Source organism: Luteibacter sp. UNCMF366Tsu5.1 (assembly GCF_900119235.1).
GTDB classification, from domain to species: Bacteria; Pseudomonadota; Gammaproteobacteria; order Xanthomonadales; family Rhodanobacteraceae; genus Luteibacter; species Luteibacter flocculans.
The window spans coordinates 814,029-833,997 of sequence record NZ_FPIS01000001.1 but is presented as its reverse complement, the minus strand read 5'-3'; the positions used below and the strand labels follow the sequence as shown (position 1 = coordinate 833,997).

At 60.1% G+C, this 19,969-nt stretch carries 14 protein-coding genes; 8 read left to right on the top strand and 6 right to left on the bottom strand.

Annotated features, from left to right (window positions below):
• The first annotated feature begins 44 nt into the window (after positions 1-44).
• The 3 genes from BT115_RS03610 to BT115_RS03600 all read left to right on the top strand — a co-directional run bounded on the left by BT115_RS03610 (position 45) and on the right by BT115_RS03600 (position 6,255).
• Positions 45-4,547 carry an RHS repeat-associated core domain-containing protein gene (locus tag BT115_RS03610; RefSeq protein ID WP_177257369.1) on the top strand — a complete coding sequence of 1,501 codons (4,503 nt, stop codon included), beginning with the start codon at positions 45-47 and terminating at the stop codon, positions 4,545-4,547.
• Positions 4,548-4,556: 9 nt separating this feature from the next.
• A complete protein-coding gene (locus tag BT115_RS03605; protein ID WP_072321157.1) occupies positions 4,557-5,012 on the top strand; it encodes a sel1 repeat family protein in 456 nt (151 codons plus the stop codon).
• 865 nt (positions 5,013-5,877) lie between these two features.
• On the top strand, positions 5,878-6,255 hold the full coding sequence (locus BT115_RS03600; protein WP_143144452.1) for a glucosaminidase domain-containing protein: 378 nt from the start codon (positions 5,878-5,880) through the stop codon (positions 6,253-6,255).
• A gap of 624 nt (positions 6,256-6,879) precedes the next feature.
• Here BT115_RS03600 and BT115_RS18365 read toward each other — a convergent pair.
• Positions 6,880-6,972 (bottom strand): transposase, encoded by a 93-nt coding sequence (locus BT115_RS18365; RefSeq protein WP_255369380.1) that lies wholly within the window; start codon positions 6,970-6,972, stop codon positions 6,880-6,882.
• 1,455 nt (positions 6,973-8,427) lie between these two features.
• Here BT115_RS18365 and BT115_RS03585 point away from each other — a divergent pair.
• Complete coding sequence (locus BT115_RS03585) at positions 8,428-10,431, top strand: recombinase family protein (RefSeq protein ID WP_083527289.1); 2,004 nt, start codon at positions 8,428-8,430, stop codon at positions 10,429-10,431.
• Positions 10,432-10,469: 38 nt separating this feature from the next.
• Here the strand turns inward: BT115_RS03585 and BT115_RS03580 are convergent, their stop codons facing one another.
• Positions 10,470-10,751: a hypothetical protein gene (locus BT115_RS03580; RefSeq protein ID WP_072321153.1), complete on the bottom strand. Its 282-nt coding sequence runs from the start codon at positions 10,749-10,751 to the stop codon at positions 10,470-10,472.
• Positions 10,752-10,788: 37 nt separating this feature from the next.
• On the opposite strand from BT115_RS03580, the gene BT115_RS18360 reads away from it, so the two are divergent.
• The 4 genes from BT115_RS18360 to BT115_RS19025 all read left to right on the top strand — a co-directional run bounded on the left by BT115_RS18360 (position 10,789) and on the right by BT115_RS19025 (position 14,381).
• Positions 10,789-11,133 (top strand): hypothetical protein, encoded by a 345-nt coding sequence (locus tag BT115_RS18360; protein ID WP_143144451.1) that lies wholly within the window; start codon positions 10,789-10,791, stop codon positions 11,131-11,133.
• Positions 11,133-11,618, top strand: a complete 486-nt coding sequence (locus BT115_RS18240; RefSeq protein ID WP_083527288.1) for a hypothetical protein — start codon at positions 11,133-11,135, stop codon at positions 11,616-11,618. The genes BT115_RS18360 and BT115_RS18240 overlap by 1 nt, the downstream gene beginning before the upstream one ends.
• Before the next feature lie 37 nt (positions 11,619-11,655).
• Positions 11,656-11,973 carry a ribonuclease E inhibitor RraB gene (locus BT115_RS03570; RefSeq protein ID WP_177257367.1) on the top strand — a complete coding sequence of 106 codons (318 nt, stop codon included), beginning with the start codon at positions 11,656-11,658 and terminating at the stop codon, positions 11,971-11,973.
• A 695-nt stretch (positions 11,974-12,668) separates the two neighbouring features.
• On the top strand, positions 12,669-14,381 hold the full coding sequence (locus BT115_RS19025) for a MobA/MobL family protein (RefSeq protein WP_072321151.1): 1,713 nt from the start codon (positions 12,669-12,671) through the stop codon (positions 14,379-14,381).
• A gap of 187 nt (positions 14,382-14,568) precedes the next feature.
• Here the strand turns inward: BT115_RS19025 and BT115_RS03560 are convergent, their stop codons facing one another.
• The 4 genes from BT115_RS03560 to BT115_RS03545 all read right to left on the bottom strand — a co-directional run bounded on the left by BT115_RS03560 (position 14,569) and on the right by BT115_RS03545 (position 19,933).
• Positions 14,569-15,780, bottom strand: a complete 1,212-nt coding sequence (locus tag BT115_RS03560) for a GAF domain-containing sensor histidine kinase (protein WP_083527286.1) — start codon at positions 15,778-15,780, stop codon at positions 14,569-14,571.
• 948 nt (positions 15,781-16,728) lie between these two features.
• Positions 16,729-17,535, bottom strand: coding sequence for an ATP-binding protein (locus BT115_RS03555; RefSeq protein ID WP_072321150.1), 807 nt, complete (start codon positions 17,533-17,535; stop codon positions 16,729-16,731).
• Positions 17,510-19,054, bottom strand: coding sequence for an IS21 family transposase (istA, locus tag BT115_RS03550; protein WP_177257366.1), 1,545 nt, complete (start codon positions 19,052-19,054; stop codon positions 17,510-17,512). The genes BT115_RS03555 and istA overlap by 26 nt, the downstream gene beginning before the upstream one ends.
• Before the next feature lie 210 nt (positions 19,055-19,264).
• Positions 19,265-19,933, bottom strand: a complete 669-nt coding sequence (locus tag BT115_RS03545) for a DNA N-6-adenine-methyltransferase (protein WP_072321148.1) — start codon at positions 19,931-19,933, stop codon at positions 19,265-19,267.
• Between the last annotated feature and the right edge of the window lie 36 nt (positions 19,934-19,969).

The following is a 19,969-nucleotide window of genomic DNA, read 5'->3' as shown; positions in this document are numbered from 1 at the left end:
TGGTTCGGTTGATCGTCCAGTGTTCGCTCGCTTTACTGCTTTGCGTGAGCGGTTCAACCTGGGCCAAGTCAACCTACGGCGCACCCTATTACCTGACCAGCGGCTATAACGGGACCTTTTCGTCTCTCGACGCCGCCGTTGCATCGCTCGCGGCCCAGATGCGCGGCAACTGCACCACCAATTGCCCCACGCTTTATTATTACTATTACGACACTGATGCCCGTGACTCGGCGGTAGCCGCGGCGATAGCCACCCAACCCAATACGGCGGGTTATGGCGTTTGGGCGACCGAGTATGTTGCGCAGAATCCCGAGAAAAACCTGGGAGGTTGCGCGGCGGCGAATGGTGGAAAAGGCGGAGCGCTGGGCGGATCGAGCCCGCTACGAAGCTCCGGAGATGCTGCGAAAGAATCAGGGACCATGTGCCCAGGTTCCAACTTTGTCGGGGACCCCATCAACGCGTCCAACGGCAATAAGTACCAGCAAGACACAGACTTTCGAGACAATGAGGCGCTGACCTTTCGTCGCTTCTATAACAGCGACTCCACGGTCACCTCAACGGCCATGGGTGCCCACTGGCGCCACAGCTTTGACCGCTCGCTGGCGCTCCATGACGCCGCAGGGTCGAGCAATGCGCCGGTGACGACGGCCGCCGTTTATCGCCCCGATGGCTCGGTGGAGCGATTCTCAAAAGGCACGGGCGGATGGGTGGGGGCAGCCAATACCGTCAACACCCTGAGCGACGAGACCGATGGCACCGGGCACCTTGTCGGTTACGCCTTGTTTCTCGGCGCCGCGCGCGAGACGGAGCACTACACCCTGGATGGGACGCTCCAGTCGGTCGTGGATCTGTCCGGCGCAGTCACCATGCTTGCCTACAGCACGGCCAGCACCCCTTCGCAGACGGCGCCCCGTGCGGGTCTGCTACTGACCGTGACGGGGCCAGATGGGCGTGCTTTGAACTTCACCTACAGCAGCGCAGGCCGCGTGGCGGCGGTGACGCTGCCCGACGGGGCAGTGCTTTCGTATGGTTATGACAGCCAAGGCAACCTAGCCTCGGTGACTTACCCAGACAGTCACTCGCGCACGTATGTCTACAACGAGAGCACCCTCACAGGCGGCAAGGCTCAGCCCAACGCGATGACCGGTCTGGTCGACGAAAAAGGGGTGAGGTTCGAGACCACCACCTACGACAGCAGCGGTCGAGCTATTTCGGCGAGCTTCGCCGGCAATGTGGACACCTACCAAGTCACTTACGGTCAGCTGCGCAATACCGCGACCATGCCGCTGGGCGCGAAGACGGCACTCAATTTCGAGAGCTTCAAAGCCCAATCGCACGTCACCGGGGGTTCGGCACCTTGCGGCCCCGATTGCGCGCAACCCTATTCGACCATCAACTATGATGCGAACGGATGGCCCTCAAGCTTTATCGACTTCGCCAATCACGTTACGTCGGTGGTCAATACACCGGCTGGATTGGAAACCCAGCGCATCGAGGCGAAGAACACCACGGATCAGCGCACCACCGTGACCACGTGGGACACGCTCTGGCGCAATCCGCTGACGCGCACCATCAGCAATGCTTCAGGCACCGTTGTCGCCAAACTCGGATGGGCTTACAACGCACGCGGCCAAGTGACGGCCCAGTGCGAGATGGACCCGACCATCTCCACGGCTGCAAGTTATACGTGCTCGGCCACGGGTGCCGCGCCGGCTGGCGTGCGGCGCTCGACCATGACCTACTGCGACGCGGTCGACGCCACCCAGTGCCCACGGGTCGGACTGCTGCTGTCGGTGGATGGCCCCCGTGCTGATGTCAGTGATGTCACCCAACTGGGCTATTACCTCACGACGGATGAATCAGGGTGCGGCACGCTGGGCGGGGCGTGTCACCGGGCGGGTGATCTGGCACAAGTGACCAATGCACTGGGTCAGGTGACGCGAGTGCTGGCCTACGATCGGACTGGGCGACCGGTGCGTCGCCAGGACCCCAATGGGGTCGTGACCGATCTCAGCTACACCTCACGTGGCTGGCTGGCCAGCCAAACGGTGCGAGCCAACACCGACGGTACGGCGTCGGCCGGTGATGCCACGACCACCTTGACCTACGATTCGGTGGGCGCATTGACGTCGGTGACGGATGCGGACGGTGTGGCGGTCACCTACAGCTACGACGATGCTCATCGCTTGGTTGATGTGGCCAATGGCTTGGGGGAGCACATCCACTACACCTTGGATGCCTCGGGCAATCGGATCAAGGAGGAGACGTTCGACGCGCTGGGCGTGTCACGGCAAAGCCTCTCGCGGAGCTATAACACGCTGGGTCAGCTGGTCAGTGTGACCGATGGGCTGGGTCATGTCGTCTTCGACGCCACCGCCAGCGGCAGCTACGATGCCGACGGCAACCTGGTGTCAGCCAAGGATGCGCTCGGGACGGTTCAGAAGAGCGGCTATGATGGCCTAGACCGCGTGGTCAGCACCGTCGCCAATGCCAGCGGCACGGATGCTTCCAAGTCGAGCACGACCAAACTCTCGCTGGACGCTCTGGACCAGGTTAAGTCGGTGACCGACCCCGATGGCTTGGTGACCACCTATGGCTTCGATGGGCTGAGCAACCCTGCATCCCTGACCAGCCCCGATACGGGCACACAATCTTCCACCTTCGATCCTGCGGGCAACGCGCTGACCCGAACAGACGCCAAATCCACCGCGGCGAACCAAGCGTTTGATGCGCTGGGTCGCAAGACGTCCGTCAGTTACACGGACGCCACGCTCAACGTCGCGTTCCACTACGATGAGGCCGCGAGTGTCACCGGGTGTGCCAGCTCGTTCCCCGTCGGTCGTTTGACTCGGGTGGTCGAAAGTGCGGTCACCACGGTGTATTGCTACGACAACCAGGGGCGCGTGACCGAGCAGCGCCAGACGCAAGGCACGGTCACCGACATCACCGACTATATCTACACCAAGGCCGGTCGCTTGGCAGCGGTTGCCTCCCCGAGTGGACTCGTGACCGAATACGGACGCGATGCCGTCGGCCAGGTGACGAAGGTCACCGTCACCCCGGTCAAGGGCGCAGCCACCGCCGTTGTCAGTGCGGCTACTTATCTGCCGTTTGGCCCGGTAGCGAGTTACACCCTAGGTAACGGCCAAACCATCGTCCGCAGCTACGATGCCAACTACCGATTCACCGATATCACCAGCCCGGCCTTGAACCTGCATGTGGCGCGGGATGCGGTGGGCAACATCGTGGCCTTGGGCAACGCCGCGGGCGCATCGCCGGCCACGGAGACCTACACCTACGATCCACTCTATCGGCTCACCGGTGTTAAGGACGCCAGCGGCGCTCTCGTCGAGGCTTACACCTACTCGAAGACCGGTGATCGACTGACGAAGTCTGCTCCGGGCTTGGCCACAGGCAATTACGGATATCAAAGCGGCACGCATCGACTCACGGGCATCGGCTCCGAGTCTCGGACCTATGATGCGAACGGGTCAACCACCGGCAATGCCAGCGCTGGTATGGCCTGGGGGTACGGCTATAACGGACGTGGTCAGCTGACGGTGCTTCAGCAGGGCGGGGCGACGGTCGCGACCTACGCCTACGACGCCTCAGCGCACCGTGTTGCCAAGACGGTTGGCTCGACGACCACGCGCTACGTCTACGGTCCCGCTGGCCCGCTGGGCGAGTATGGGACCGCGTCGCGGGACTACGTGTGGATGGATAACACCCCGGTCGCGGTGGTGGACGGTTCCTCCATCAACTTCGTGCATGCCGATGGCCTGGATACGCCCCGCGCGGTCACCAACACCGCCGGCACGGTGGTGTGGAACTGGGCCTACCAGGGAAATCCATTTGGTGAGCAGGCGCCGACGTCGGCGAGTGGATACGTGCTGAATCTGCGGTTTGCTGGTCAATACTGGGACCAGGAAAGCGGATTTCTCTACAATATTCATCGCTACTACGACAGCGCTACGGGGCGATACATTCAGAGCGATCCGATCGGCTTGGCAGGCGGCATCAGCACGTATGCATATGCCAGTGGTAATCCGCTAAGTCTCTTCGATCCGCTGGGACTCACCGACCTAAACCTGTTCAAGCCGGGAACTCCGCAATATCAAAGCGCGCAAAGCTTTGTTTCACCGCCGGGGACCTATGTCGTAGGGGCCCACGGCAACCCGCTTGAAGTGCTTAATGACCAAAACAGCCGGATTCAAAAACTATCGCCGAGAGACCTTGCTGCGATGATCCAAGCGGATCCAAACTATTCGCCTGGTGAGACGGTGTTGCTGCTGGCATGCAACACGGGCGTTACGCCGGACCGCCGCATTTGGCATAAATCGGGCTCATTTGCTCAGTTGCTTGCCAGAGAGTTAAATGCTCCCGTCCAAGCGCCAGATAACTTCGGTTGGCTAGGCAAAGGGACATTTCAAAGCGCCGGCGCCCTTTCGAACGGGCAGCCCGTCACCTGGGACAGCCAAAATATTTCGCCCACTGGGCTGACTTTCGACCATGCCAACACCGGAACCATTCTGGAATTTCAGCCCTAAGGCCTTCTCATGAAGCAATCTAAAACGCTACTCATGTCAGTGCTCTGGTTAGCGGTTCAGACTGCCCACGCGCAAACTGCGCCGGAGCAGCCGGTGAACCTCAATCAAGACTTGGTCCTCACGCAGCAGCAATTGCAAACCCTTGCGGTTGAGGCGATGCGTGGGTCGTCGGAGGCGGCGTCAAAAATCTCCATTTTTTACGGTTTCGTGCTTCTTAACCCGATGGAGGAAAGGCGCTGGGCACTCATTGCCGCGGAGAATGGCGATCCGGTCGCGCAATACAATGTCTACGAAGACTTCATGAACAACGACACGGCGCTTGATCGCGAGCGTGCATTGTTCTGGCTGAGAAAGTCAGCCAACGCCGGATACAAAGAAGCGCAGGAAAAATTAAAGCGCGTTGGTGAAGATGGGAAGCGTGCATCGTTCCCGCATGCCCTAAAGCCGGATCCGCCGGGAAATTGAGCGATTTCTTCCGAGTGACCCAGACTCGGTATAACGACGAGCCTTGGCGAGCTTTGGCGAGCTTTGGCGACGCGGGGCGCGCAGCTGGACGTGCAAACGTGTCGCCGACCAACCCAGTGATGGTCAGCGGCCAAGCGATTGCTGACTTTCATAAACAAGTTTTCAACGCTATAGCGGGTGGCTCAGTGTCTTCCTGGGGCGCTCCGTGTTCGGGGGAGATCCCCCGTTCAGCAACTGGGCCGTCGATTGGTGCGAGGCGCAAGCATGTCATCCGTAATGCTTTCTCAACGTCGACTCTGGGCCGGGACGATAGTCACATCCCTATCCATCCCGTTTGTTTTCTTCCTGGCGAATTTTCTTTATTACTCTGCGATGGGTGACAGTTGGCCATGGAATGCTCTGTTGGGTTCCTTGGGTTTCACGTACCTCTTTGGGCTGCCTAGCGCCTTCATGGCGCTGGTCTTCTTAGGCTGGCCATGGTTGAAGGTTTTAGCGCGCTGGAAAAAGTTGTCTGTTAGATACGTTTGCGCTGGTGCAAGTGTCATTGGTGCAATCGTATTCGTTGTCACACTAACGGTTCTTCGTGGCAGATGGCCGTCTGAACTGAATATCTTGCTCGAGCAACTGGGTAAAGGGTTTGGCCTCGGACTTCTTTCAGCCCTGGGCTTTTGTGCCGCCGCCCGTGTGCCTATGCGGCCGGGATGAGCGGTGTCCCCAAAACCACTTGGGCCAGCTTTGGGGTGCGATGACCGTGCTCGTCCGACCGAGCATAGTTGCTTCGATGCGCTGACTAGACGATTGAGTGCCGCAGTGCGGGCGGATTTGATTATCCGGTAAATCTTTTCGAGATCCCCGGCCAATCTGGGTGAGTGCGTATACCTACGCCAGTTTGCAGCTGGGCCTCACGGACTCGACCGGCTGTTGCGCGAAAAACCCCAACAATCCCAAATGCAAATTGCCGATCGTGCAGCCGGCCATCACTAAAGTTTTTGGTAGCATGGGCAAAGAGCTTGGAATCGACCCGCTGTTTGTCATGTCCAGCGCGCTGCAGGAGAGCGGGTGGGACATGAAGCATATCTACGAGACGAACGCAAAATCTGGCGGCAAGCCGTTGAACAATCTTTTCGGTATGACGCGTCCAGGCAAGTCGAACTTGGCTTACCCCAGTTTTGGATGCTGCGGCGGATGCGTGGATAGCCAAGGGCATTCGTACTTCGATCTCTTGGCTGCCACAAAGCGGTGATGCGATGAACGTTTGTTCGTTGGGCTGCGCGAAATCGTCCCCGTTAACGGCGATCCGGCCCGGATACTCGACTCGAGTGCGTATCAAAGTGTTCTAAGCTAGGCTGACATGAGTATCGGCAACGAAGGACGGAATATTCCATGGAACCAATATGGCGGTCGCAGTGGTAACGGAGCAATCTACCGATGCTACGGAGAGGTTCAATTTTTTTCGCACTGTTGACTGCAGTCGTGAGTGCGCAAGCCAGAAGTGCAGATCACCCCGACTATGTCCCAGATAAGCGAACGGCTGAGGCGGTTGGGCTGGCGATTCTGCAAGCGAAATTCGGCGAAGCTGAGGTGAAAAAGCAACTGCCCCTAACGGTTATTCGGGGGCGTGGAAACGTTTGGATCGTTCAAGGAAATGCGTCCGAACCCATAGCAACGGGCGGCGGGATGGCTGTTTGGATTGATCGGAACTCAGGATGCATCGTTAACGTCATGGCTTACATGAAATAGGTGGTCATTTGACCCTCTTGATGACCGCATGTTGCCGACATCCGCTGACGAAGCATGGACTGATCAGCTATGCCCCGCGCTCGACCGGTGCCCCGCTTTAAGTAGCGGGGCGATTTTGAGTCCGGAGCTACTTTAACTGCTTCGCGCAGGCGGCAGGTGTCAACCCGCTCAACGCTTTTTTCGGTCGCTCCTCGTTGTATTCCCGTCGCCAGTGGTTGATCCCGCTTTCGACCTAACGCGAACACTGCGAGGGCTAGATTGCCTCAAGCCAAAAGGGAGGGCGTAGGCGAGTGGATATGTCTTTTGAATGTTTGAGCTGCGGCGCGCCCCTTGGTGTTGGCGAAATGCTCGATAACTGTGCAAGCTCGTCGACAGAACTGTCGGCGGTGTTCTTTTCGTGCCCGAAATGTCGATCGGAATGCCCGGTTGTGGTTCAAAAGAGTCGAATCGCCTGGGCTCGCGAGCTGCCAATCGAATCGTGGCTTACAGTGCCTGGCCTCGAAGTCCGCGCATTCTCTGACTTTGTCCACGCTTGGTACGAAGGCCGACATTGGGCCATTGCGGACCGTCATATGATCGAAACACCATCGCCGGGACGCTATCCGCATTAGGTCCGCTTTCGCGCCCCCCCAAGCGGACCTTCCTAAGGTGTCAACTATGCCCCGCTTTCCACGCAAGTATCTCTGCGCTGCGTGTCTAATAACCTGTGGGACGTTGAGTGGGTGTAAGCCAGAAGCTCTTGAGGCCGCTCGGCTAACAAGCCCCGATGGCTCTAAAGATGCAGTTGTGCTCGAAGGGGGAATAGATGGGACGTCGCCCTACAATTACGTCGTTTGCGTTGTTCCTGCCCAAAAGACTTGCGACGTAGATCAGGCGGTGGCTGAAATTTATGGCGCTACGAGAAACGCCCATGCGTACGGCGTGGACGTGCGTTGGGCATCACCGGGTCGGTTGGATGTGAGTTATCTGCACGCCAACAAGGCCCGAATGCTTCATTCTGTTGATTCGAAGTCTTCGGCCATTACCTTGTCGCTGAAAGATGGTATTGAAAACGCGCAAGCGCCTCCGGGGGCGATGGTGAAGGGTAATTAAGCGCGCCATCGGTCGATGGCCATTGTTCCTTGACCATCTGATTGGCTATTGCATGCTGTTCGACGGCGATACCGCCGTCGAACGCCCCATAACTTTCACTGGCGACTCGTGCGAGCGCTCGGGTGGCGCACGAGGACGCTGCCTCCTCTAAGGCCTCCTCGAGCGCGTCGCTCTGTTGCATGCGTGTCTCACAGGCGTGCCTTCGGTAGCGAAGCAGTCGGGCGCGTGATCCACTGGGCTTCGAGCTGCTCTGCGGTCAGCTTGGCATCCGCCTCAGCGAGGTGGCGTGCTTGCACGTCCGCCCATGGCGAGCCGTTTAGCGCGTCATGTAGGCGTGCCTCCGTGGCTAAGTCAGGACGGGCGCGCTACGGAAACGGGTGCTTGGCCCATCGCCAATGCACAGCATGGGCCGTCTCGGCCGCGGATGAAGGAATCGGCGTCTTTGGCGCGGGCGTATCAACCACTCTTAGCGTTCTAGCTGCTCGCGAGGCAGAGCGCTCATGATCGGTGCCGGAACTGTTCTATTTCCGACGCTGTTGAAGCGTACTGTCAGGCTACGCCATGTCTCCTGAGGTGGGTCGAAATGAGCAGACCTGCTGCCTCCGCTGATTTGAAGACAGCTATGCGAGTGGCAGAGTACATTCGCATGTCCACGGATCAGCAGACCTATTCGCCAGCGAATCAGTCCGCCGCCATCAGTGCTTTTGCTGATGCGCGGGGGATGCATATTGTTCAGAGATACTTCGACGGGGGAAGGAGCGGTGTTGGCGTGGCCCGCCGAGACGCTTTGCAGCGGCTCCTGGCTGACGTCAGCGGTGGACATGCCGATTTTGAGGCTGTGCTTGTCTATGACGTGAGTCGGTGGGGACGCTTCCAAAATGCTGACGAGGCTGCGTACTACGAATTCATCTGCACGAGAGCAGGAATCCCTGTCATCTACGTAGCGGAAGCCTTTACTGGTGATTCCTCTCCGTTCTCTTCGGTGATGAAGGGTCTTAAGCGGGTCATGGCTGCGGAGTTCAGCAGAGAATTGTCCGTCAAGGTCGCTGCTGGGCATCGGCGGCTTGTCGGTGAGGGCTTCCGACAGGGAGGAACCCCAGGCTACGCCTTTCGGCGCATGTTGATTGACCACAACGGCGTTCCGAAGCAAATGCTCGCGCCCGGAGAGAGGAAGTCACTTGGAACGGATCGGATCGTCCTGGTGCTTGGCCCGGAGAAAGAGCAGCTAGTAGTTAGGCGGATATTTAGAGAGTTTCTGGCTGGGCGAAACGAGGTCTGTATTGCCCGTCGGTTGAATCAAGAAAGTATCCCCAACGTGAAAGGGGAGCCATGGAAAGGAGTGAACGTCCACTCGATCCTGACGAATGAGAAGTACGTGGGGGATATGATCTACGGACGGACAAGAGGGCGGATTAACGGCCGAGTGATCCATGCCCCCGCAGAGGAGTGGACAACACGGAAGGGAGCATATCCTGCCCTTGTTTCTCGAAGGACCTTCGCGTCAGCCAAGCAGCGCATTCGGCTAAGGGGGCCACACATCACCGACGATGAACTCCTTGATGCCCTGCGCGAAATCTTGGCAAAACGCGGAAGGCTCACCACCGCAGTGATTCAGTCAGAACCCGGTGCATGGTCCATTCCTGTCTACATCCGGCGTTTTGGTAGCTTGCGGAAGACCTACGAACTGCTGGGATACGAGGCGACGCGAAGCCTCAAGTATGCCGACGCCCGTCGGCGGGTCGTAGAGGCACGTGCGAAATGTGTCGAAGACCTAAGCGAGCTACTTCGAGCGCGTGGAGTGGCGACCGTCGTAAAAGGGCGCAAGCTCGCCCTAAGTGCGGGGTTGGCTATCGCGGTCGTCGCACTTCGTGCCTATCCGTACAAGGGACGAGACCGGTGGTTCATCCGTCAGCGGCTTCAGTACGCCGAACTCGTGGTCTTCGCTCGCATGGACTCAGACGGCGAGACAATCCATGACTACGTGCTGTGGCCCCATGCGGTTTATCAGTGGGCTCCTAAGGAGGTGGCGACCAATGCACATCGATGGATCGCCAAGTACACGTTTGGGTCGCTCCGAGAAGTGGCAGCCGCAATCACGGGCTGCGCCAGCGACCTGGAGTACCCCGATGGAACGGCTGAGTTCGAAGAGGATCCCGGAGAAGCCTTCCGAGATCTGCAGCGTTGCTGCTCGTCCCATATCGAGGCTGTATCTCGTGCCGTTCCTGCGCTTGGACTGTTCCCAGGCCGGATCCATCCATCAGTGACACGCGAACTCAGCGTGAGAATTGACGGTCAACGGTCGGTGTTAATCCGAGACGCACAGCCAATATGGGACTTTGTGATTGTTCGGACGATCTTAGCTCGACTCGTCACACAAGCCGACCTGGTTGGGTGGCTTGCGCAGCACAAACCCGAAGAGCTGCGCGTCGTTCAGGCTGCAATCGATTTCTCCGGAATGGAGCAACGTTTTGAAATGGCTAGCTCATCCAGCGGTCAGCGATGGCTAGCCACCGTACGAGGAAGGACTCAAGTGCGTGAATCGACCGTCGAGGTGCCGGGACGGAAACACACCCCGGAGACGACCTAGTTCCCAAGCAACGGCAGGGGCGGTTGTGGTCAGCCCGGCTACAGAGGGGCAAATCCTATACGGCCAAGCTGGTCAGCTACGGCGAACATCGCGTCGCCGTAGCCTGATCGCGGCACCGCCCCCAGGGGCCCAAGTCGATCAAGCACGCGAGCCGCCGATAGCGATATATCAAGCAGCCCCACCGCATCCGCCTTGCCAACGATCAATTGCGCTCGAAAACGAGCCTCGTCAAAGTCGAAGGCAAGGGCAGCATCGTTCATTGCAGCCGAGTCTCGGACTATCTCGGCGACGGCAAGTATGGTTTCTTCACGCGGGTTCATGACTGGCCTATCGAGTCTTGTTAGAGGTCCGCGGCTCATGCGTTTCGCTTCACATTACGCGATAGAAGCATCGAGTGAAAGCGAGTTCGCGGCAGATCTCAACCGAAGAACACGAAGACAACCAAGACGGGACTCCCCCTGGTTTCTGGCCCGACGTCACGCCTCGCATCACATGAATGCGAAGGGATTTGGCCCAGCTCAGTTGATGTATTCTTCGTCGAACCCTGATGCCATTCGCGGTCAAGAACAAATCATGATTGAAAACTATGGTGGCGCGAGGCGATCGGGAGGCAATTCGGGCAATGAGATCAACGGTATTAGTTCTCAAAATCCCAAGGGCGAGGCTTATCGGCAAGCCGCACGAACGGAGTTTGGCGAGTGATGAGTCAGCGGCCGAAGCGAGTTCGCCCCCAAGCGGGAGAGGTCTTCAAGATATCCCTGGACGATGATGGATTGACTGCCTACGCGGTTGCTCTTAAATCGCCAAAATTTGCGGTGTTTGACGGCCGCGATGTCTCTGATGTTGAAGAGGCATTGAAACGGCATCCGATGTTTTATGTTTCCGTCATGGACCGCGCCGTCGTATCAGGGCGCTGGCCGGTGGTCAGGATGAACCCTGATGCTGTTCCTGCATTGAAGGCACCACCGACCTTCATTCAAGATCCGATCAACCCAGAGAAGTTTCAGATCTACGAAGGTGGCGTCATGCGTCCCGCAACGCGCACCGAGTGCGAGCCGTTGGAGCGGACCGCGGTTTGGGACCCAGAGCATGTGGAGGACCGCATTCGCGATGCCTACGCTGGGCTGGAAAATCGCTGGTTGCGATCCCTGCAAATCGATGCCGTCTGGCTAAAGCGCCAACCGTGAGGGAATGATGAGTATTGTGGATGAGCTGGTTTCGACCGTGAGCGCGGACATCGATCTGCTTCGAATCCGCGATGGCCAAGGGAACGTCTTCGCTCATCGTCGGCCGGTGGACTTTGTTTTCGTCACGGAAAGTGAGCCGCAAGCAACCAATGTGGCAGGTTTCTTGGCCGATTACCGGTATGCGGACACATCGGTCACTCCAGTCAATGGCGAGTTTCGCGTCGTCGCAACGATCGTGATGAGCGTAGAACAGCAAGAGCTGCTCGCCGTATCGGGATTCATGCGTTGCATCGCCGCGTTGTTCACCGTCACCTACGATGGGTGGGGCGCTCCCGTGGTGAAGTCGGCTTCGTAGAAGGGGCGGGCGCGGTGCGGGACGCAACGTCCTGCGCGCTGTGGAACGCGTCGCTGGCCATTGGTTCGCACTACGCTCGGACAATGGCCGATGATCTTGGACGCTTGGCATGTCCCACGTCGCCCCCGTCGAGGGAGCAGTGGGTGATAGTCCAGATGCAATTCGTCAGTTCGTGAGTGCGGCCCTCCTTTCTCACACACGGAAACGACTGGGCCGAGCATGTGACTTTCGCGTTGCATAAATGGGGTAGGCGGATACAGAGCTTCGAAGCACGCTTGCATCCTGCGCTCGGTCCTAGGTCGTTCAGCAGGCTCAGCAGGCGATGCCGGGTAGGAACGTGATGAGGCGAAGCGCGCGTCTATTTATTTCTTCGAAATAACGCGTCGAGCTTTGAGCCATGCATATGCGTTGAGTCAGGCCCGTGCAAAAACGCCAAGGCAGCCACAGGACGCTCGTCGGTTTGGACGAAACGGCCCGTGCGCGCGATAAATTACGAATGAGCAACGAACGCTCAGCAAACTTGACGGAGTTGGCAATACGCAGAATCGGCATCACGGAATGCTTGACGAACGTGAATTAGTCGCTTGAATGCAGGGCAAGGGGGCGGCGCTGAGGAAGACCTGAAGCGCCTCTCACGGAGTAAGAGAAGTCGGTCAGGACGACCGGCGCCTATGGCTGTTTAGACAAGGAATGTCATGAATCAACATTTTAGCGCTCGCCCCCATTTGACTGTGCACACGCGGTCGAAGAACCACTCGGCGGTTGCCGGGTGCGCGTATCGACTGGGTCTGAAGCTTTACGACGAGCGAACCAAAACTTGGCACGACTATAGAAAACGAGCACTGAGCCGCGCAGTGGTGCATGCACTGACCGTCGCGCCGTCCGACGCGCCACCGTGGGCGACGGACCCGGCAGCGCTGTGGAATGCGGCGGAAAGCGCGGAACGTCGACGCGACGGACAGGTGGCCAGAGACTACCGCGTCCCTGTGCCCTTGGGCTTCACCGACGAACAGGGTATTGATCTCGCCGAGGCCCTTGCCCGGTTCATCGCGGACGAGTTTGGAACTGCTGTGTCGTTCGCATTGCATCGAGATGCGGAGCACGATGCATTCGGAAAGGCAAAACCTGAGGGCATGCGGGGCCTGCATGCTCACCTGTATTTCCCCACTCGCCCCATCAAAACGGGTTCCATTGAAGGCGCACCTGCATTCGGCAGGAAGATCGCCGAGTTCCGGGACCAAGAGTCGGGGGCAGCGGCTATCGAACTCCTCAATAGCAAATGGGCGGAACTCAGTAATCTGATTGCGAACGCCGGCGGGCTCACTGTGCGTGTGGATCACCGGAGCTATAAGCGCATGGGCATCGCAAGGACGGCCGAGCCGGCGTTGGGGCAGGCCGCCACCGCGCTTGAGCGGTCCGGCCAACCCACTCGGCTTGGCAATGCTCTGCGCGCACACCGCGCCGCCAGAGATGGAGCTGACCCGAAGGACCAAGCGGTCACGGAAGGCGGAGGTGAGCCGATGCCATTGAATGCGAGCCCTGTGAATGCACCGGTTGCTGCTCCAATCGCTCCGAGCCTTACGCCGGGACAGGTGCATACGACCCCAGCGAGCGCTGCGCCAGCCCCACCTACGGGCGATCCAACCACGCCGCCGGTGGCACCCGCCAAGGCCCCGCCGGTCACGCACCGCCCCCCGAGGCTGACCCGTGCGATGATCGCCGAGTCGCCTGCGGCGTGGGAGGTGCCCCGTGCCGCCCCGTCGTTGGCTGATCGCTTCGGCGAGGCCTACGCGGCGCGCACAAAGGCCGCCGGCGTGCCGATGGACACCGCGGTGCTCGTGATCGTGCAAGCCGTCGGGAGAGCGCTGGCCGGACTAATGTTTGTCATGCGCGCGCTCCTGCACCTCGATGCGGACTACAAGCGGTTTGCGATGGCCAAGCACGACAACGAGTGGGCAGCGGACCAACAGCGCGGAGCGCTGGCCGACTTGCGGCAGGAACATGCAGCGGCGCGCAAACCGTATACGCCACGGATGTCGGCGGCGCACCGGGCACGCTTAGCCAAGATTCGCACGATCGAGGAAGAAGTGGCGGACAAATACCGGTTGTCGCAAAGCATCGATGAGCAGCTTCACGATATCTCGAGACGCTCACAGCCTTGGCGATTGCGCGGCCTCAATGAGCGCCGCTTGCTGAAGCTGAGCTTGGCGGAACTTCATGCGCAAGATGCGGAAGCGACGAATGATCTTGTGGGTGTGGCGGTCGATGACGAGCTGCCGTGGTTAAAGCTGCTCAGTGCCACAAGCGAGCCGACCATGTCGCTCCAAAAGCTCGCCGATGCGGCGGAAGCCGGCGAGCGCAAGACCAGCCAGGGTGCGCAGCACGCGTTCCGACCGCCGAAGCGCTGAGCGATCCCGTGTATGGACTGCAAGCGCCTCGACTTCTGGCGAGGCGTTCGCATACCCTGACCACACACTCGGACTGCTGTCGTAGGTTTATTGAAGTCCGAGTCGCCGGTCTTGTCATTCGTTCTCGGCGCGATTGTCACGTTGCCGGGGTTGGCGAACATGGTTTGGGATTTCGGCGGACGGGCCGTCAGACGCTCGCTTGCACCGAGGGCATCCGGAGAGTGAACATGGTTTCGCCGTCGTCATTGGACTGCGCGGTCAGGATGGCCGCATGTCCCCGAGCAATTTCTGACGCGATATAGAGACCCAGGCCTAAGCCGGGGCGAGGCGCGTGCGAAGTGGGGCGAACGAATGGGTGGAACAGTAGCGGCAGCATCGCCGACGGAATGGCGGTGCCACGGTTGGCTACCTGGATCTCAACAAAATCATCACCGGTGCGGCACCGAACCTCGACCGGGTGGTGTAGGTCGCCATGGGTCACGGCGTTGCCGAGCAGGTTGCCCAAAAGCTGGCGCATGCGTTTTTGATCGAACCGCGCGGTGCCGCACAGGCTGCCTTGAATTTCAATGCGGGCATTCGGATGGCCCATGCGTACTTCATCCACCGCATCGTGGATGACCGCGTCCAAGTCATGTCGGTCTTCCAACAGCAATTCCATGCCACTGCCCAGTCGGCCTCTGGTCATGTCCATAATGTCGGCAATCAGGCCATCCATGCGCTCGACTCCCTGAGCCGCGGTGCGCACCAAGCGTTGTGCGCGTTCCGTGACTTGCAACGGTTCCAGCAAGTCCGTCGCCAGCCTCACCGCCTGTAAGGGGCCGCGTAGGTCATGCCCGACGACTGCCAAGAACCGCTCGCGCAACTGTCCCACCTCTCGCTCGGCCTCTAGACCTTGCTCGGCCGCTTCGGCGCGGGTTTCCAACACCAGATGCGATTCGATGAGGTTGGCGAAGAGCTGAAGGGTCGCCACGATGGTCCCTTCATCAAAATCGCGTGGGACGCTGTCGATGGCGCAGAGAGTTCCAAAGAACTGATGGCCTGCCGTGAACATGGGCACCGACACATAACTCTCGAGACCGTAGATGCGTGGGGTGTGGTGCGTTGAGAAGACGGGGTGTTCGCTGGCCCGCCCGAAGATGACCGCATGGCCGTGTTGACGGATTTCGTCGCAAATGGTCGAGGTTAGCTCCAGCTCACCGCCGGGCAGGAGGCCAAAACCCATCCCGTCGGCCACCGCACAGGCCGTCCATCGGTCCTCCGTAACCCGAGCCACCGCGGCAAACCGCATGCCGGTCACTTGGCAGACTGTCGCCAAGATTTTGGGGACGATCGGCAGCGCCTGAATGGCTTCGATCGAGGCCTGTACGCTTTGTGGGGTCAGGCAGGCGGGCATATTCATGCGGCCATCATAGCCGTTCACCCCTTTAGGGCGCTCTGCGCAAGGCGCCGAGGCTGTCGATGGCTCCGAACGTTACTGCTGAGCCACTGCATGGGCCGGGCCTAGGCATGGCTCAGGTGCTGGGGTTGATGCTTCAAGCAAGTGGCTCCATTAGGGGGTGCCTTTGAACCGGGCAAGGAACCATGGCGCGCTTGATCACCCTGTCTGCTCCTGTCTTTGCCTGAGCGACGATGCCTGGAGCTGCGTGGCTAACCGCGGACGGCAGCAGCGTGGCGCCGGCGCTGTGTTCGGATGAGAAAGGTGCGGCACACCTGACCGCGCGTCTCTCACTCGAGGTCGCCGCTTACGCCTCACTTCACGAGTACCAGCTTGCCGTGTGCACGGCCCATCGAACGCAATGCCACCGCTTCCTGCCGCTCGTGCCATGTGAACGTGCGGCTGACGGGGACGTCGAAAAATACCTTTCGATGCGAGGCGCGTGCTCGGGTAGGGACTGCTCAATGTTCGGCCGCCGCGAGTCAGGATGTCTCGACCATCACGATGCCACATCCGCCGCCCGCGGGCAGTCTGTTGAGTTAGCCGGTAAGTGCCTTTGAGATCGCTGGTCGGGTGAGGTGAGCACGTACAGCTGTTCATTCCTTCTTACGTGGCCTCTGGATCCCAAACAGGCTGGCCATATAGGCATAAGTGCTTGATCTAGAATGAGCGCGAGGAAGAGGGTGCTGCCGCTGCTTTCCCCTATAAATATGGATGTGCTCGTTCACGCTGGTCAGCGTTCTCTATCGCGATGGCCTAAGCGACGCATCAGCGACCGCGCCAGAGCGAGGTTTCCGAGGTAAGCGTCGATGCGTGTCGCATGTCGGACGACCGGTCAGATGCGTGGGAATACGAAGTGTTGGCCAAAACAAAGGCCCCGCCGAAGCGAGGCCTTTGTTCCAACCGCGTCCATCAGGCCGCTTCCTTCACCTTCCTGGGCTTGCGGGCCGGATTCGTCACCCGCGTTACATGAGCGCTCCCGTTGGACCGCTGACGGCGACGCAAGGCCACCTGGTGGCATGCACCGCCAAGCACGCGTGCGTAGATGCCTTCGCGCGTGGCCACCTCAGCGAATGCTTTATCCCATTCGTCGGGACCATGGATGGAGGTGACGACCAGCGGCAAGCCCCTGCGGGTGCGCTCATCGAGCAACCGCCGGAACTGGACCGTTTCTTCGTCGCCCGCCGGCTCGGTGGCGAAGTCATCGATAATGAGCAACTCAGCTCGACTGAGCTGCTTGAAGTGCCGCTTGCGCTCCACCGTGCTCACGTCAGGGTCCAACAAGCGCTCCAGCATCGCCGGCGCCTGCACCATCGTCGAGCGAATGCCGTGGGCGATGGCTTCGCGGCCCAAGGCCGCGGCCAAGTGGGTTTTGCCCGAAAGGGTGGGGCCCGTGATGACGACGGTCTGGCCCGCCCGTGCCCAGCTCATGGCACGAAGATGTGCCATGCAGAGATCATCCACCCCAACTCGCAGGCCATGCTCGAAGGTGGCCAAAGCGAAGTGGGACGGCAAACCGGCCTGGCGAAAAAAGGCCTCGAGCTTGGTGTGATCGCGCGCCTGGAGATGAGCGTCGAGCAAGAAGCGCAGGCAGGCCTCCGGCCCCTGCTTGGCGTGACGGGGGTCCGCCGTCCAGACCTCCCACGCTCGAGCGAGCGTGGGGAGCCGAGCAGCAGAAAGGTCGCGGAACAGGTCAGTCGAACGGATCGGGGTGTTCATCGGAGCGCCTCTTGGCAGGAGTGAAAGAGCCGGGACCCAGCGCGTTTTTCGAGCGCGTGGGTTGGCGTGGAGTGGCACCCTCCTTGGCTTGGATCGACAGCTTCCGTTTCAACGCCGTCACGTTTGCAGCATCCAGCGACGGAAAATCTTTCAGGGCGCGCTCGACGGCCGCGGCGCCATAGCGCGATACGAAGGTTTTCACCTGGTCCGCCGGGCGCAGTCCCATGTAAGGACGGTCTTGCTCAAACAACCGATGCACAAAGCGTCCGATCATGGCGCCTTGCGTGATTGCCCACGCTTTGAGCGCCTCAGGATTGCGATCGGCCTGCGCGCGATGAGCGGGAAGTTGATGCGCTGGCATCGTGGTCAATCCGCCGATCACGCCGCTGCGGGCATGTTTGGCCACCAGCTTTTGCTCGTGAAACACCTCCACGCAGTCCGCCGTCAGCCGCACATCCACGCGTTGACCCGTCAACGCATGGGGGACGGAATAGCGGTGATGCCCGACCAAGATGTGATAGCCGCCATCGACCTTCAGTCCGGTCTTGACCTCGGCGTATTCATACGGCAACGCGGGCAGGGGACGCAGCGTTCGGCGTTCGAAGCTGTTGAAGCGATCGGTGCGGCTGGGCTCGCGGTTCCCCATTGGCCTGGCGTTGATCTGAGGCAGCAACGCCACGATTCGATCGCGGACCTCGTCCAACGAGTAGAGCGTGAGCGTGTTCAAGCGCCGCAGCACATGCTGTTGAACGAACTTCACGCCCGCTTCCACCTTGGCTTTGTCCTTGGGGTGGTAAACGCGTGTCGCCGCGATGGTGAGGCCGTAGTGCCGAGCCAGATCCTCGTAGTCGCGCTGTGGAGTGCCACCCGGTCCCGGTTTGGTCATGAAGGACTTCGCGTTGTCCGGCACGACCATGTGTGGCACGCCGCCGAAGAACGCGAACATGCGTGCGTGGGCCGCCATCACATCGGGCACGCTCTGAGAAGCGATCGCGTCGACGAAGGTGTAAGAGCTGCCACCCAACACGCCAACGAAGACCGTCACCGGCACGCGCTTCCGCGTGGCTACATCAATATAAGACGCTTGCAAGCCGGAGAAATCGACCAAGACCTTCTCGCCCGGTCGGTGCTCCATGTGCATGAAGGTTGGGAGCGTTTTTCTATACGCGTGCAGCTTGCGATGGACGCTCGAATACGAATAGGCCGTGCCCGGACGCATCGCCCGCAGGTAGTCCTCGTGCCAAACCTGGAGCGTCAGGCCCGTCGCGGCCAGCTCGGCGTGTAGCGCAGCGACGTTCAAGGGATCGCGAACCTTGTTGCCGCGCCGTGCCTTGTTGAAGTTCGTGTCGATCTGCGCGGGCGACCATCCTTTGACGTCGTCCCAGCTCAGTCGTTTGTAGGCCAGGAGATCGCGATACCGTCCGACCGTGGTCTTTGACAGACCGACGGAGGATGCGATTTCGCGCGCAGAGAGTTTGGTCTGCAGCAGCAGACGCAGGGTTTCGAGTTGCTTATGCATGGGGCGAGCCATCTGATAGAAATCCTTTTCGAGTGAAAGCCGCAATCCAGCGGCCAAAGCCATGCCTCATGCAGATGGCGAGCATCTGCAAAAGGCGTTTGATGGGGTGTCGCACATCACAGTGAGGCCGGGCATCGTGCCAGGCACTGACCGAGGTCGTTGATGGAATGACCGGTCAGCGCAATACCCATACCCCATGTGCCGCGGACGTCAAGAGGGACTGGCTGGTTTTCGACGCTGGCGCGGGACGCGCTCCTGATGGGTCGTCCGGAGTCGCGGTTCGTAGACTTCGGGCACCGGCTCGGCACGGCTAGGCCCCAACCGATACACCCGGGCGCCCTCCGCTTCCAACAGCAACAGGTGCCCCCGAACGCGTCCGCTGCGGGCGACCCTCAGCATCGCGTGGCATGCCTTTTTGCCGTAGGCCACCAAAACTGAGGGCGCCCCAGCTGCCCCGACTTCCTTGCCATCGAGGTTGGCGAAGCTCAGCCTGCCTTCAAAGAAAAGCAGCGCGGTCGCGTTGGGATGGCGCCACACGGATGCATGGAACATCTTCGTCTCCGTTCGGGCGAAGATCAGAGCCAGGCCGTTGCCGTGGTCTGCCGCCCGTCGCAACCATTCAGCGCACTCGGTGCCGTAGGGCGGATTGGTGAAGTAGAAATGGCGGGGATCCCACGCGTGGGCCAATCCGTCTTGGGCTTTGGTGATGTGCCGCTTGGCGGTGGGCCAAGGACGCGTCGGTGGCGAGCACGGATCAACATCCGCCAAGTGCGGCATGTCGAACGCATCGAGCAGCCATTTGGGCGTGAGCCAGGTGTCGTTGCCGGTCGTGCGATCGTGCTGGAACGCCGCTACGTGTCTGCGAGCGATGGAAGGCATGGGCTTGTCCTCGTTGGGGTGAGGCCAAGCTAAAGG

What these genes read in the sequence shown, in the direction of transcription:
- BT115_RS03605 (WP_072321157.1), top strand. Translation starts at nt 4,557, where the DNA reads ATGAAGCAATCTAAAACGCTACTCATGTCAGTGCTCTGGTTAGCGGTT.
- BT115_RS03585 (WP_083527289.1), top strand. Translation starts at nt 8,428, where the DNA reads ATGAGCAGACCTGCTGCCTCCGCTGATTTGAAGACAGCTATGCGAGTG.
- BT115_RS03580 (WP_072321153.1), bottom strand. Translation starts at nt 10,751, where the DNA reads ATGAACCCGCGTGAAGAAACCATACTTGCCGTCGCCGAGATAGTCCGA.
- BT115_RS18360 (WP_143144451.1), top strand. Translation starts at nt 10,789, where the DNA reads ATGCGTTTCGCTTCACATTACGCGATAGAAGCATCGAGTGAAAGCGAG.
- BT115_RS18240 (WP_083527288.1), top strand. Translation starts at nt 11,133, where the DNA reads ATGAGTCAGCGGCCGAAGCGAGTTCGCCCCCAAGCGGGAGAGGTCTTC.
- BT115_RS19025 (WP_072321151.1), top strand. Translation starts at nt 12,669, where the DNA reads ATGAATCAACATTTTAGCGCTCGCCCCCATTTGACTGTGCACACGCGG.
- BT115_RS03560 (WP_083527286.1), bottom strand. Translation starts at nt 15,780, where the DNA reads ATGAATATGCCCGCCTGCCTGACCCCACAAAGCGTACAGGCCTCGATC.
- BT115_RS03555 (WP_072321150.1), bottom strand. Translation starts at nt 17,535, where the DNA reads ATGAACACCCCGATCCGTTCGACTGACCTGTTCCGCGACCTTTCTGCT.
- istA (WP_177257366.1), bottom strand. Translation starts at nt 19,054, where the DNA reads ATGCATAAGCAACTCGAAACCCTGCGTCTGCTGCTGCAGACCAAACTC.
- BT115_RS03545 (WP_072321148.1), bottom strand. Translation starts at nt 19,933, where the DNA reads ATGCCTTCCATCGCTCGCAGACACGTAGCGGCGTTCCAGCACGATCGC.